15 protein-coding genes are annotated in these 12,478 nt (G+C 63.4%); 5 read left to right on the top strand and 10 right to left on the bottom strand.

Annotation, left to right across the window (positions count from 1 at the left end):
• Nucleotides 1–19: 19 nt before the first annotated feature.
• From EOA16_RS20765 to EOA16_RS20735, 7 genes are all read right to left on the bottom strand, one after another.
• The gene (locus EOA16_RS20765) at nucleotides 20–430 is read right to left on the bottom strand and encodes a GtrA family protein (RefSeq protein WP_127259940.1); all 411 of its coding nucleotides are present in this window, start codon (nucleotides 428–430) and stop codon (nucleotides 20–22) included.
• Nucleotides 427–1,236, bottom strand: coding sequence for a ChbG/HpnK family deacetylase (locus EOA16_RS20760; RefSeq protein WP_127259939.1), 810 nt, complete (start codon nucleotides 1,234–1,236; stop codon nucleotides 427–429). Before EOA16_RS20760 ends, EOA16_RS20765 begins: the two co-directional genes overlap by 4 nt.
• A complete protein-coding gene (locus EOA16_RS20755; protein WP_127259938.1) occupies nucleotides 1,233–2,222 on the bottom strand; it encodes a glycosyltransferase family 2 protein in 990 nt (329 codons plus the stop codon). The genes EOA16_RS20760 and EOA16_RS20755 overlap by 4 nt, the downstream gene beginning before the upstream one ends.
• On the bottom strand, nucleotides 2,215–3,378 hold the full coding sequence (locus EOA16_RS20750) for a glycosyltransferase 87 family protein (protein ID WP_127259937.1): 1,164 nt from the start codon (nucleotides 3,376–3,378) through the stop codon (nucleotides 2,215–2,217). Before EOA16_RS20750 ends, EOA16_RS20755 begins: the two co-directional genes overlap by 8 nt.
• A 184-nt stretch (nucleotides 3,379–3,562) precedes the next feature.
• Entirely contained in the window at nucleotides 3,563–4,060 is a 498-nt protein-coding gene (locus EOA16_RS20745) for a hypothetical protein (RefSeq protein WP_164754341.1), read from the bottom strand.
• A 56-nt stretch (nucleotides 4,061–4,116) separates the two neighbouring features.
• Nucleotides 4,117–5,154, bottom strand: coding sequence for a zinc-binding dehydrogenase (locus EOA16_RS20740; RefSeq protein ID WP_127259936.1), 1,038 nt, complete (start codon nucleotides 5,152–5,154; stop codon nucleotides 4,117–4,119).
• A 53-nt stretch (nucleotides 5,155–5,207) separates the two neighbouring features.
• Nucleotides 5,208–6,449: an acyl-CoA dehydrogenase family protein gene (locus EOA16_RS20735; RefSeq protein WP_127259935.1), complete on the bottom strand. Its 1,242-nt coding sequence runs from the start codon at nucleotides 6,447–6,449 to the stop codon at nucleotides 5,208–5,210.
• A 115-nt stretch (nucleotides 6,450–6,564) separates the two neighbouring features.
• Between EOA16_RS20735 and EOA16_RS20730 the strand changes: the two genes are divergently transcribed.
• From EOA16_RS20730 to EOA16_RS20705, 5 genes are all read left to right on the top strand, one after another.
• Entirely contained in the window at nucleotides 6,565–7,380 is an 816-nt protein-coding gene (locus tag EOA16_RS20730; RefSeq protein ID WP_127259934.1) for an SDR family oxidoreductase, read from the top strand.
• A 40-nt stretch (nucleotides 7,381–7,420) separates the two neighbouring features.
• Nucleotides 7,421–7,906, top strand: a complete 486-nt coding sequence (locus EOA16_RS20725; protein ID WP_263495443.1) for a MaoC family dehydratase — start codon at nucleotides 7,421–7,423, stop codon at nucleotides 7,904–7,906.
• Entirely contained in the window at nucleotides 7,903–8,934 is a 1,032-nt protein-coding gene (locus EOA16_RS20720; protein WP_127259933.1) for a phosphotransferase family protein, read from the top strand. The genes EOA16_RS20725 and EOA16_RS20720 overlap by 4 nt, the downstream gene beginning before the upstream one ends.
• 163 nt (nucleotides 8,935–9,097) lie before the next feature.
• On the top strand, nucleotides 9,098–9,742 hold the full coding sequence (locus tag EOA16_RS20710; protein ID WP_127259931.1) for a TetR/AcrR family transcriptional regulator: 645 nt from the start codon (nucleotides 9,098–9,100) through the stop codon (nucleotides 9,740–9,742).
• A 183-nt stretch (nucleotides 9,743–9,925) separates the two neighbouring features.
• The gene (locus EOA16_RS20705; protein ID WP_127259930.1) at nucleotides 9,926–10,174 is read left to right on the top strand and encodes a DUF680 domain-containing protein; all 249 of its coding nucleotides are present in this window, start codon (nucleotides 9,926–9,928) and stop codon (nucleotides 10,172–10,174) included.
• 42 nt (nucleotides 10,175–10,216) lie between these two features.
• Here the strand turns inward: EOA16_RS20705 and EOA16_RS20700 are convergent, their stop codons facing one another.
• The 3 genes from EOA16_RS20700 to EOA16_RS20690 all read right to left on the bottom strand — a co-directional run bounded on the left by EOA16_RS20700 (nucleotide 10,217) and on the right by EOA16_RS20690 (nucleotide 12,426).
• Nucleotides 10,217–11,266 (bottom strand): Gfo/Idh/MocA family oxidoreductase, encoded by a 1,050-nt coding sequence (locus tag EOA16_RS20700; protein ID WP_127259929.1) that lies wholly within the window; start codon nucleotides 11,264–11,266, stop codon nucleotides 10,217–10,219.
• Between the two features lie 67 nt (nucleotides 11,267–11,333).
• Complete coding sequence (locus EOA16_RS20695; RefSeq protein ID WP_127259928.1) at nucleotides 11,334–12,119, bottom strand: ThuA domain-containing protein; 786 nt, start codon at nucleotides 12,117–12,119, stop codon at nucleotides 11,334–11,336.
• Between the two features lie 76 nt (nucleotides 12,120–12,195).
• On the bottom strand, nucleotides 12,196–12,426 hold the full coding sequence (locus tag EOA16_RS20690; protein ID WP_127259927.1) for a hypothetical protein: 231 nt from the start codon (nucleotides 12,424–12,426) through the stop codon (nucleotides 12,196–12,198).
• Nucleotides 12,427–12,478: the final 52 nt, after the last annotated feature.

Here is a 12,478-nt window from a genome sequence, read left to right as displayed (position 1 = left end):
GTAAGAAAAATAGTTCCGCCTATCTCAGGAACCGGCCTTCGATCGACCAGCGCGCCGCAAGGAAGTTCAGCACCGCCGCCACCACGACACCGCCGATCTTTGCCGGCCACACTCCGGCGATGCCGGCAAACAGTGCGATGGAGAGGCTGGAGACGCCGAGCGAAATCAGCCCCCCAAGCGAAGCGAAACGAAGGAAGGCGTCACGCAGCCGGATGGCTCGATTGCGCTCGAACGACCAGAAGCCGTTCGCCGCGAACGAGAAGGTGACGGCGATGAACCAGGCGGCGATGTTGGCGGGCAGCGGCGAAACCCCGAGCTTGAGCAGCAGGAAGAAGCTGGCAAGGTCGATGGCCGTATTCGCCAGTCCGACAATGGCAAAGCGGACGATCTTGTTGCCGGTCGAACGCGGGGGCCGCTCGGCGCCGCTCATCCCCTGCCATCCATGATTGCGACATTGGCGCGGGCCAGGCTGGCTCCGAACGCGTCCGATGCCAGGGCCGCGAATTCGACCTCGCGCACACCTTGCATCGTGTCTCGCGCGCGCAGCGTCTCGTCGACATGGCCGGGATGACACATGAACAGCCCTCGTTCCGGCAACCCTTCGACGGCGGCCTGCAGAACCGCAGTGAACTTTTCGGGTTGCCGCCAGTCATAGATGCCGGCGAGCGGCTGGAAAACGATGAAGCCCGCGCGCTGCATCGAGCGGTTGAACCCGGCAGCGAGCGCGGCAATCGCGGCGACTTTCGACCCTGCGGCCAGCGCCGGGGCGCCGCGCAGGGCCGGCTTGTCGCTTCCTTCGCCAAGGCGCGCGCGCAGCCATGTGCGCACGACTGGAAGGAAATGCACATGCTGATGCCCGTCGACGAAATCGGGGCGACGGCCAAGCGCCTCGACGAAGCGGCTGTACTGGGCGTCAAGCTCGGCATGAACATGGCGGTCGTCGATGCGGCCGCGCAGAACAGGCAAGGCCAGCCCGCGAAGCGGCGGCAGCCGGCCTTCCGGCGCCAGGCTCGACCGGCCGGTGACCGCCTGCTGGTCGGTCAAGGTAAGATGCAGCCCGACCGCGACACGGCCGCACAGAGGTTTTATGCGCGCTGCCTCCGCTTCCCATTCCGGAAAGCCGGTCATGCAGCTGGTGCCGGTCAACTTCCCACGATCGAGCAGGTCGAGAATCGCCGCGGAAACGCCGGGCGCCAGGCCGTAATCGTCAGCGATCAGGCGGATACGCCGCGTCATCCGTTCGAAGTGCCCGGCTCCGGCCGGTCGGCGGGAGCCTGGCTACGCACGACGTCGCGCACGAGATAGACCGGGCGATCCTTGCTCTCGCTGAGCGTGACCCAGACATATTCGCCGATCAGGCCAAGCAGGGTCAGGTTGAGGCCGCCGAGCAGAACCACGGCGACCAACAGGCTGGGGTAGCCCGGAACGGCAATGCCGTAGAAGATCACCTCGAAGAACACCTTGGCGCCATAGAGCGCGCCGGCCAACGCCGCGAGCAGCCCGCTAAGACTGATCAGGCGCAGCGGAATGACGGAGAACGAGGTGAATCCTTCGAGCGAGAAGGCGATCAGGTTGAGCCGGCTCCATTTCGACGTGCCGCTGGCGCGGTTTTCCGGCGAATAGGGCAACGCCTTCTGGCGAAAGCCGGCCCAGGCAAACAGGCCCTTGTTGAAGCGACGCTTGTCACGCAGGCTGGTCAGCGCGCGCGCCACGGCGCCGCGCATGGCGCGAAAGTCGCCGGCATTTTCGGGAATGTCGAAACGTTGGCTGCTGTTGATAAGGCTGTAGAAAAGCCGTGCAAGCTGGCTGCGCCGCCAACTCGCCTCGCGGCGGTCGTTCTGCGCATAGACGACGTCGATGTCCGGATGGTCCACCAGCTCGGCGATCAGCTTCAGGCTGATGTCCAGGGAATGCTGGAGGTCGGCGTCCATGATCAGCACCATTTCGCCGCGCGACTGGTCGAGGCCGGCGAGCACCGCGACTTCCTTGCCGAAATTGCGGCTGAGGCGCACGATCTCCCACGACCCCGTCAGCGCTTGCGAAAACCGCACGGCGCCATCGTCACGGCTGCCGTCATCGACGAGGATCTTGTGTACGGTCATGCCGAAGCGTTGTGCCACGGCCGCTTCGAGCTCGCCGAGCAGGTGCGCGAAGGCCGATGCCGATGCCGATTCGTTGAAGAACGGTGCGACGATATCGAGGCTCGGCCGCAAATCAACCATTCGCGACTCCCGCATTCATCACCTTTTCCCGTGCCTTGGCCCAGAACCACCAGATCAGCGAACCGGCGATGAAAGTGACGGCGACCGGCCGGAACCAGGGGAAGAGGAAATCGTGCACATGGCGCTCGACGCCGCTCAGCCCGGTCACGAACAGCGTTATCGACAGCACCGAGGCGAGGACGCCGCCTCGTTCTTCGCGCCACAACAGGGCGATGGCAAGACCGGCTGGTACCGCGATCATGGCAAAGGTGTTGGGTTCGACGCGCGGGTTGAAGACGCACATGTAGAAGGTGGCCGTCAGGAAGATCGCCAGCGCCGCCTTTCCCTGTTCGAGCCTGCGGTCGAACCAGATGACGGCAGAAAGCGTAAGCAGGGCCATGACCATGCGCACGATCGTTGCGCCAAATTCCGGAATCGGCAGTCCTATCGTGGTGAACGGTGCCGTGAAATCGGTGGGTACGAAATGGCTGGCGTTGTCGACGGCCATGGAGGTCAGCATCCGGGCGAAGACAAGATACTGATCGTTGAGGTAGCCGGCGGGAGCAAAAGCGTAAGGCAATGCCAGCACGAACAGCAGCGCCAACAGCAGCACCGGTATCAACCGGAGCCGAAGGGCTCCTACCAACAACAGCATGATGATCGCGGTCGGCTTGGCGATGATGGCAAGCGAAGCCCAGAAGAACGTCTCCGCCCGCCGACCTTCCAGCGCCGACAATGTGAGAAGCCAGCAGGCGCCGGTCAAAAGGATCGTCGCCTGGCCGTTGCGGATGGCCCCCACCGCCATCGGCAAAGCGAGGAAAAGGCCGAAAGAAAGCAGCCATATCAGTTCGCCGCCGCCGAGCTTGCGCACCTGCCGCATCGCGGCATAGGTCAGCACCGCAAAGCCAATGGAATGCCAAACCAAGCCGCCCAGATGCGGACCGAGCTTGACTATTGGAGTGTAGAGCGCGGCAAAGGCCGGCGCGTAGAGATATCCCATCTCCGACTGGGTGTCGTAGAGCGGCAGACCGGCCAGAAGCGCCTCGCTGCCGTCGATATAGGCCTGCCATACCGTCCGCGTGTGCGGCGACCACAGGACCATGGTAAGAACGACCAGGAACGCTCCGATCCACAGGCCGAACCCCAAACGGTCGAAAACCGGCTTGGAAATCGTCATCAACAAGGCGCTCCATGCAATCCCGGACTGGATCAGTCCAGCCTGTCCCGGCATTCGATGGCGGCGGCATATCACGGACGAAGCGGCGTGGCATAGGGGGCTTGATGAACGCCGGGGCCACACCTCCTTCGCCTCGAATATGCATTTCCACCTTCATGGCCTCCGTCCGAGGCAGGAGACCTGACTAATCGCCAGTGAATTCAGGCAAACGAAAATAGGGGTTGCGCGGATCAAAGGGGTACTTTGGCTCGCCCTTGCCAGCTGAAACAGCCCCAGGGATCAGCACGCCTTTCGGCCCAAATTGATAATCGATGCCGGCACAGAGGTAAGCGAGATCCTGGTAGTTGAAACTGCGCAGCGCACTGCCACCCTCGAACGCGGCCGCTTTGAGTTGCTCGGGTGAAAGCGGGCCGATCATTCTGTCGCGATAGGCTTTGACCTTGGCCTTGTTGAGTCTCGACGACTGACATTCAGCGCCAATCACCCGAGCCAGCATGATGTTCCTGACCGCGGTCCCGGCAGGATCATCGAGAGGGGCCGAATATTTCTTGAGAAAGTAGTTCGAATTCGGGTCGTTCGTCATCGCCTTTCGCCAGAATGCCGGGAACTTGTCGGCAGCCTGTGCGCCAATGGTGCCGGCCATCCACATCACGACGATCGAGACAAACCACCATTTTCCCATAAGCAGCTCCCGCTTTTTGCGGTTTATCGGGCTTCATCTCGGTCAGCCGTGTTCGTTCAAGGCCGGATGAACACCTTTCCGTTGGGTCTGGCCAGTTCCGCCGGCACCCGCGCCATGGCTTCGGCAAGCGGCACCACCGCCGTCACGTCGGTCGACCAGCGCCCGTCGGAAAACCGCTTCTGTGCTTCCAGGATCGCCGGGCCGCGGCGGTCGCGATGCTGGCGCATCCACTCGCTCAGCCAAAAACCTTCGATATGCTTGTGCTGGAAGATCAGCTGGCCGGGCTCGCGGATGACGGTGGCTTCGGGATCGAGCCGCCCGTAGATGATCCAGCGCGAACGCTTCGGCATGACGTCGAAAATGGCGGAGGCCAGCGGCCCGGTCACCGCGTCAAGCAAGATGCGCGGTTGTTCGGCCTTCATCACCTCGCGCAGCGCCGCCTTGAAATCCGGCGCCTTTTCGTTGAGGACGTGGGCCGCGCCAAGCTCTTTCAGAGCCGCGATCTGATCGTCGCGGCGCACGGTGACGATCGGCCGGAAACCTTCCTCCCTGGCCAGGCCGATGATCAGCTTGCAGAGCTGACTGGCGCCGGCGGTCATGACAAAGGCCTTTTCGCCTTCCTGTTTGACGATGTCGAACATGGCGAGCGCGGTGAGCGGGTTGACGATCATCGCTGCGCCATCCTCGTCGCGGACGGTGTCGAGCAGCGGGATGCAGACCGCCGCCTCGGCGACGGCATAGTCGGCCCATGAGCCCCAGTTGCTGACGCCCGTGGCAAATGCGACGCGCTTGCCGACCAGGCTTTTGGGATAGGGCTCGTCACCGCTGCCGACGACGATGCCGACGCCCTCGAAGCCGGCCGGCTGGCCCTTGGCGCGCGGCTGGCCGTACTGGCCCTTGACGAAGGCGACATCGGACGGATTGATCGAGGCGAGGCCCACCTTGATCAGCACCTGCGTCGGCCCGGGTGTCGGCACCGCGATGCTGCCCGGCTCGAGATAGGGCTCCATCGCCTCCAGCACGCTGCCGCTCGGCGTCCTGGTGTAGCCGTCGCCGACCAGCAACAGCGCCTTCATTTCGGAGGGGATTGTCATCGGAACACTCCTCGCTTGGACCTGCCGGCGTCGCCGGATGACGATACCGGCGCTCAGACCTTTTCCTGCGTGTATTTCCTCAGTTCGGTGCGTGCCACCTGCCGGCGGTGCACAGCGTCCGGTCCGTCGGCAAGGCGCAATGTCCGCAGATGCGTCCACGACCGCGCCAGCGGCGTGTCCTGGCTGATGCCTTGCGCGCCGAACATCTGCACCGCCTCGTCGGTGACCTTGAGCGCGACGCGCGGTGCCACCACCTTGATCTGGCTGATCCAGGGGGCGGCGGCCCGCGCATCGCCCTGGTCGATCATCCACGCCGCCTTGAGGCAGAGCAGCCGGGCCATTTCGATCTCCATGCGGCATTCGGCGATGATGTCGAAATTGGCGCCGAGCTTTGCCAGCTTCTGGCCGAAGGCCTCGCGGCGTACGGAACGCTGGCACAGCATCTCCAGCGCCATCTCGGCCTGGCCGATGGCGCGCATGCAGTGATGGATGCGGCCGGGGCCGAGCCGTCCTTGCGCGATCTCGAACCCCCTGCCCTCGCCGAGGATCAGGTTCGACGCCGGTACGCGCACGTTGTCGAAGCGAAGATGCATATGGCCATGCGGCGCGTCGTCGTCGCCATAGACCTGCATGGCCCTGACCTTGGTCACACCTTTGGTGTCTGATGGCACCAGGATCATCGAATGGCGGCGATGCTGCGCCTCTTCATCGCCGCCGGTCCGGACCATGACGATGTAGATGGCGCAGCGCGGATCGCCGGCGCCCGAAGCCCACCATTTCTCGCCATTGAGCACATAGTCGTCGCCCTGACGCTCGCAGCGCATGGTTATGTTGGTGGCATCGGACGAGGCGACATCCGGCTCGGTCATCAGATAGGCCGAGCGGATCTTGCCCTCGAGCAGCGGCTCCAGCCATTCCTTCTTGTGGTCGGCCGAGCCGTACCGCTCCAGCACCTCCATGTTGCCGGTGTCGGGCGCCGAGCAGTTGAAAGTCTCGGCGCCGAGATGCGCCTTGCCCATCTCCTCGGCCAGATAGGCGTATTCGACGGTGGAAAGGCCATAGCCGCGTTCCGAGCCGGTCAGCCAGAAATTCCACAGGCCGCGCTCTCTTGCGGTCTTCTTCAGCCCTTCGAGGATCTCGCTCTGGCGCGCACTGTAGACCCAGCGGTCGCCTGCCTTGCCCACCTCGCTCAGGAATTCCCTGTCGAGCGGCATGATCTCGTCGCGCACCATGGCAGCGACGCGCGCGTGGATCGGCTTCAGCCGCTCGGTCATGCCGAGATTCATCTCCGTCATCGGTCGCTAACCCTTCATGCACGCCAGGCATTTTGTCAGTGGCAAGGATGACCGTACTTCGGATAGCCTTGTCAACGCGAACTGTTTGCCCGCATGCCGAGCGCGGAGGATTGTGATGAGCTATCTGGACGAGCTGTTTTCGGTGGCCGGCAAGACCGCGCTGGTGACGGGTGCCGCGACCGGCATAGGCCGCATGGCGGCGACCGCGCTGGTCAGGGCTGGCGCCAGCGTGATGATCGCGTCGCGCAAGGGCGAGGATTGTATCAAGGTCGCCGAAGAGTTGAACGAGCTTGGTGTACCGGGCCGGGCCGAGGGCTTCGTCGGCGACGTTTCCAGCGAAGCCGGCATCGCTGCACTCGTCGCCGAGGTCAAAGCGCGGACCGGGAAACTGCATATTCTGGTCAACAATGCCGGCGTCTCCTGGGGCGCGCCCCTGGAAAGCTTCCCCTATTCGGCATGGGCCAAGGTGTTTGGCGTCAACGTCACCGCGGTCTTCCATCTGACCCGCGAATTGTTGCCGTTGCTCGATGCCGCCGCCAGCGATGCCGATCCGGCCAGGGTGATCAACCTTGGTTCGGTGATGGGCACGCAGCCGCTGGCCGACGACGCCTATTCCTACACTGCCTCGAAGGCCGCCGTTCATCATCTGACGCGCACCCTGGCGCTTGAGTTCGCCGCCCGCCGCATCACCGTCAACGCTTTCGCCCCCGGCCCCTTCCAGAGCCGCATGACGGCGTTTGCCACCGGCACGGATGAACAGGCCAGACATGTCGGCAACCATGTTCCGATCGGCCGTATCGGCGCACCGGATGACATTGCCGGCGCAACGCTCTATTTGTGCAGCCGTGCAGGCAGCTATGTCACCGGCGCCATCCTGCCGATCGACGGCGGACAGTCGGTGCAGCATGGGCTGACCTTGTTCAAGGAATGACATTTTCCGGCCACAGAAGCCGGGGGGTGAACTGGAGGACATGAGCGTGGAACCGATCAGTCTCGATGTGCTTCTGGCCAATGTCGGCAAGGAGGTTGGCGTGTCGCCGTGGCGGGTGGTCACGCAACGCATGATCGACCAGTTCGCCGACGCCACCGACGACCACCAGTTCATCCACTGCGACCCGGAGCGGGCCATGCGCGAGACGCCGTTCGGCGGCACCATCGCGCACGGCTTCCTGTCGCTGTCGCTGTTGTCGGCTATGACGTTCGAGACCATGCCACCGCTGGAAAACAGCAAGATGGGCGTCAACCACGGCTTCGATTCGTTGCGCTTCCTGGCGCCGGTGAAGACCGGTGCGCGCATCCGCACGCGTTTCGTGCTGGCCGACGTCAAGGTCAGGCCATCGGGCTGGGTGCAGACGGCGCATGACGTGACGATCGAGATCGAGGGTTCGAAGAAGCCGGCGCTGACTGCCCGCTGGCTGACGCTGACCTTGATAGAACGCCAGCCCGAGACGGCATGAGTGATCCCGTTCTCGACCAGCCAGCGCTTGCGCCTTACCTCGAGGCGAACATACCGGGCTTTTGCAGGCTTGCTGCAATCGAAAAGTTTAAATCCGGCCAATCGAACCCGACCTACCTTTTGACGGCGGCAAGCGGCCGCTACGTGCTGCGCGCCAAGCCGCCGGGGCAATTGCTGAAATCGGCGCACCAGGTCGACCGCGAATTCAGGGTGATGAGCGCGCTTGCCGGCACCGCCGTGCCTGTGCCTGCCATGCTGCATCTGTCGGCTGAGGACTCGCCGATCGGCCGCATGTTCTACGTGATGGATTTCCTCGACGGCCGCATCTTCTGGGATCCGGCGTTGCCGGAGGCGCGCGACAACGAAGAACGCGCCGCCATCTACGACGCCATGAACGATACCCTTGCCGCGCTGCACGAGGTCGATGTCGAAACAGTGGGTCTCGGCGATTTCGGCCGGCCGGGCAGCTATTTCGAACGCCAGCTGGCGCGCTGGACCAGCCAGTACCGTGCCTCGGAAACCGGCACCGTCGCCGACATGGACCGGCTGATTGCCTGGTTGGAAACGCATATGCCCGCCGATGACGGCCGGATCTCGTTGGTGCATGGCGACTACCGGTTGGACAATCTGATCTTCGCGCCGGAGCGGCCAACGGTTCTGGCGGTGCTCGACTGGGAACTGTCGACATCAGGCCACCCCTTCGCCGATATCGCCTATCAGTGCATGCAATGGCGGCTGCCGCACGCGTCGGGTTTTCGCGGCCTGGGTGGTGTCGACCGTTCCGCGCTTGGCCTTCCCTCCGAGGAGGACTATGTCGCCAGCTACTGCCGGCGGCGCGGGCTCACCGGTATAGGGAACTGGACGTTCTTCCTGGCCTTTTCCTTCTTCCGGCTGGCTGCAATCTGCCAGGGCGTCTTCAAGCGGGCGCTGGACGGCAACGCCTCCAATCCGGAAAAAGCCAGGACCTATGGCGAGGCGGTAAAGCTGCTTTCGCATCTCGCCGCAAGACTGATCGACAAGGAGGCGTGATGGGCCGCTTTGACGGAGCAACGATGTTGATCACGGGTCTGCCTAACTTCGACGAGCGTGGGCACGATCCGAAGCATGCCGCTTGGGAACTTCCCGTGCCCTTGTCCGTTTCCGTACAGCGTATATAATTTAGCCAGCCACCGACAACCAAAGGCACCAGATCTTGCCGCAGAGCGTCCAGACACGCCGCGAGAAACAAAAGGCAGAACAGCGCTCCGAGTTGGTTGCGGCCGCCCATAAGCTCGTCCAGGAAGAAGGCTATGAGGGCCTGACCATCCGCAAATTGGCCAAGCGGGTCGGCTATGCCCCAATGTCGGTCTATTCCTACTTCGCCGACAAACAGGACATCCTGTTTGCACTGGCGGAAGATGCGTTCGAGACGCTTGCCCGACGCATCGAGGAACATTCGTCCGACGATCCGATCGAGGCCTTGCAAGCAGTGATGACGGAATATGCCGCCTTCGGGCTTGGCAATCCCAATGAATACCGGACTGTCTTCATGACCGAAAAGACCAAGCTGCCGGAAGGCAGAAGCTACGAGGACATGGAAGAGGGCAACCCAGCTATGAAAGCACTGATCAGCAGGGTCGAGGCCTGCGTTGCCGCCGGCAAGTTGCAAGGCGATCCGCGCGCCATCGCCACCATGCTGTGGGCGGTCGGCCATGGCACGATCTCGCTGCTCATCACCTTTCCGTTCTACCCCTTCGGCGATCCGCAGGCTTTCGTGAAGCGGATGTGCGATTTCACGCTTGCCACGCTCAGCACGCAAAACGTGCCGCCGCTGACCGAGACACCGGTCAACTGCTGAACGCCAGTTCCTTCGTTTCCATGTCCTCTCTCTACCCAGCCAAAGCGGGGCGAATTTCTTGGTTAACAAAGAAGTTACCGTACGCGTACGGTTTTGACTTGAACTTCGCGGTCGGCGGACGTATCTGTACGGTGTATCGTACATGTACGAGAAAAATTCACCCGTCGAAAACGGAGATCGACAATGAAAAAGACCCTTCTCACCCTGGCCGCCGTGCTGGCACTTTCGGGCTCGGCCTTCGCCGCCGGCACCGCTCACCCCGTCAAGCATGCGCCCACCGCAACCTGCATTGACACCAAGGCCAACGTGAAGCTCGATTGCGCTTCGACCGGGTCGGTCGAGAAGAAGGGCGCCACGGAAAACACCGCTGAGGGCAAGGGCCCGCGCCTCGGCATCAGCATCAATCCGTGGATTGTGCCGAGCGCATTCTGATTTCCGCAGAAATCACGTCTGGCCGCCACAAGCCGGCCGGTTTCAGCCGACCGAGATCGGCAGTTTAGCCGCTGAACTCTCGAAGGCTGCGTCGATCAGCTTCTGCATGTCGGCGGCGCGCCGGAACGACGGATCGCCGTTGCGGCCCGCGTCGAGCGCGTCGGCGAAGCGCCGGGCGTTGCGCTTGACATCGGGCAGCGCCAGCGTCTGCCAGCGCTGCAGATCGACATCCCCACCCAGGCAGGCGGACAGGTTCGATGCCTTGCCGTCGGTTTCTACCTTGATGGCGCCCTTGGTGCCATGCAGGGCCAGCGAGAGATCGTTGGCGTGGCCGGTCATGTAGCGGCTCGCCACGATCGTGGCGAGCGCTCCGGAGCTGAGCCGCGCCGTCATTGCCACGCTGTCATTGGCGTCCAGCACATAGTCGCCGATGCGCCCGCCCTCGGCCTTCGGAAACGTCAGCAGATCGGCGTGCAGGCTGACGATGTCCTGGTCGGCGCCATAGGTGGCGAAGTCGAGGATATGGATGCCGACATCGCCCAGCACGCCTGTCGAGCCGTGCCGGATCGACAGGCGCCACAGCCATTTGTCCTCGACCCGCCAGTCACCCCATGATTTGCTGACCAGCCAGCTTTGCCGATAGCTCGCCTCGACATGGCGCAACGCGCCGATCTCGCCGGCCTGAACCATGCGCCGCGCCTCGTGGATCGCCGGTGAGTTGCGATAGGTCAGGTTGACCATGTTGATCACCCCGGCAGCCTCGGCCGCTTCGGTCATATCAAGCGCATCGGCGTGGTTCGGTGCCAGCGGCTTTTCGCAAAACACGTGTTTTCCGGCGCCGAGCAGCGCCAGTGTCGTTGCCATATGCGCCCCATCCGGCGTCGCGTTGATGGCGGCATCGAACTGGCCCCAGGCGATCGCCGCGTCCAGGCTCTCGAAAGAATCGCCGATCTTGCTGACGGCGGCGAACGCCGCAGCGCGGCCGGGCACCTGGTCGACACAGGCGACGATGCTGCAGCCGGCAATCCCGGCGAACTCCTCGACATGATGCCCGGCGATACCGCCGGTGCCGAGCAGAAGAATTCGATGCATTAGCCCCAAGCCCCAAATCAACTCACGCCTTAGGCAACTCAGGCCCGATCAGGTCAGGCCGCCCTAATCAACCAAGGCCCTTGTCGCCATCGGCATGCAGGCGCAGCCCCTTCTGGACGATCTTCTCCTTGGCCGCATCCGTCGGCACGTTCGGCGCGTTGGTGATGCCGGACCATGCCGGCGCCGGATTGTGCGCCCAGTGCACCGCGTTGCGCAGCACCTGCTGCACGCCCTCATTGTGATAGATCGGATAGGTCTCGTGGCCAGGCGAGAAGTAGAAGATCCGTCCCGCGCCCCGCTGGTAGGTCAGCCCGGACCGGAACACCTCGCCGCCCTCGTACCAGGAGACGAACACCGTCTCCAGCGGCTCCGGCACCGCGAACGGCTCGCCATACATTTCGGTCTCGCCGATCTCCAGGCACTCGCCGATGCCTTGCGCGATCGGGTGGCCGCGGTTGATCGCCCAGACGCGCTCGCGCTCGCCCGCCTCGCGCCATTTCAGCGAACAGGGCGTGCCCATCAGCCGCTTGAATATCTTCGAGTAATGGCCGGAATGGAGCACGATCAGGCCCATCCCTTCCCACACACGCCTCTGCACCCGCTCGACGATCTCGTCCTTGACCTCGCCATGCGCCGCGTGGCCCCACCACAAAAGCACGTCGGTGGCCGCCAGGCGCTTTTCGCCCAGGCCGTGCTCGGGCTCCTGCAAGGTGGCGGTGGTCGCCTCGATGCCCTTGTCCTGGTTGAGCGCCGCGGCAATGGTGCCATGCATTCCCAGGGGATAGAGGCCGCGCACGGCTTCATTGGTCTGCTCGTGGACATTTTCGCCCCAAACGGTCGCTTTTGTCGGCATTTTCATCTCCCAAAGCGCTTTAAATAGCATGCCCAACGGGATTGAGAAGGTCCGATCCGATCTGGTCCGATGGAAATTACGTCTTGCGCTTCTTGCGCCCTGGCACGGTCTTGGCCTTGCCCGGTCTTGCCGGTGCGCCGGGGATGGCGGTTCCGGTAATGGATATCGGATCGCTGGCCGGGAACGTGTCTTCGAGGCCTTCCTCGAGTTCCTCTTCGGCGCTCGGCGCTTCGTGCCGCTCATGCTCGAGCGAGCGGACGGCCGATGTCTTTATGACCGGCGACTTCGGCGCGGAATTCGACGGCATCGGCGTTCTCCCTCGGCGTGCGGATGCAGAACGAGCGTGCCCTGCAAAACGT

The sequence above is a fragment of the Mesorhizobium sp. M7A.F.Ca.US.008.03.1.1 genome, assembly GCF_003997495.1.
Lineage (GTDB): Bacteria > Pseudomonadota > Alphaproteobacteria > Rhizobiales > Rhizobiaceae > Mesorhizobium.
Note: the sequence above shows the minus strand (reverse complement) of the source record. Positions and strands in the feature narration are given on the sequence as shown.

Bases quoted from the DNA above. Each gene is read 5' to 3' on its own strand.
- EOA16_RS20765 (WP_127259940.1), bottom strand. From the start codon at position 430: ATGAGCGGCGCCGAGCGGCCCCCGCGTTCGACCGGCAACAAGATCGTC.
- EOA16_RS20760 (WP_127259939.1), bottom strand. From the start codon at position 1,236: ATGACGCGGCGTATCCGCCTGATCGCTGACGATTACGGCCTGGCGCCC.
- EOA16_RS20755 (WP_127259938.1), bottom strand. From the start codon at position 2,222: ATGGTTGATTTGCGGCCGAGCCTCGATATCGTCGCACCGTTCTTCAAC.
- EOA16_RS20750 (WP_127259937.1), bottom strand. From the start codon at position 3,378: ATGACGATTTCCAAGCCGGTTTTCGACCGTTTGGGGTTCGGCCTGTGG.
- EOA16_RS20745 (WP_164754341.1), bottom strand. From the start codon at position 4,060: ATGGGAAAATGGTGGTTTGTCTCGATCGTCGTGATGTGGATGGCCGGC.
- EOA16_RS20740 (WP_127259936.1), bottom strand. From the start codon at position 5,154: ATGACAATCCCCTCCGAAATGAAGGCGCTGTTGCTGGTCGGCGACGGC.
- EOA16_RS20735 (WP_127259935.1), bottom strand. From the start codon at position 6,449: ATGACGGAGATGAATCTCGGCATGACCGAGCGGCTGAAGCCGATCCAC.
- EOA16_RS20730 (WP_127259934.1), top strand. From the start codon at position 6,565: ATGAGCTATCTGGACGAGCTGTTTTCGGTGGCCGGCAAGACCGCGCTG.
- EOA16_RS20725 (WP_263495443.1), top strand. From the start codon at position 7,421: ATGAGCGTGGAACCGATCAGTCTCGATGTGCTTCTGGCCAATGTCGGC.
- EOA16_RS20720 (WP_127259933.1), top strand. From the start codon at position 7,903: ATGAGTGATCCCGTTCTCGACCAGCCAGCGCTTGCGCCTTACCTCGAG.
- EOA16_RS20705 (WP_127259930.1), top strand. From the start codon at position 9,926: ATGAAAAAGACCCTTCTCACCCTGGCCGCCGTGCTGGCACTTTCGGGC.
- EOA16_RS20700 (WP_127259929.1), bottom strand. From the start codon at position 11,266: ATGCATCGAATTCTTCTGCTCGGCACCGGCGGTATCGCCGGGCATCAT.
- EOA16_RS20695 (WP_127259928.1), bottom strand. From the start codon at position 12,119: ATGCCGACAAAAGCGACCGTTTGGGGCGAAAATGTCCACGAGCAGACC.
- EOA16_RS20690 (WP_127259927.1), bottom strand. From the start codon at position 12,426: ATGCCGTCGAATTCCGCGCCGAAGTCGCCGGTCATAAAGACATCGGCC.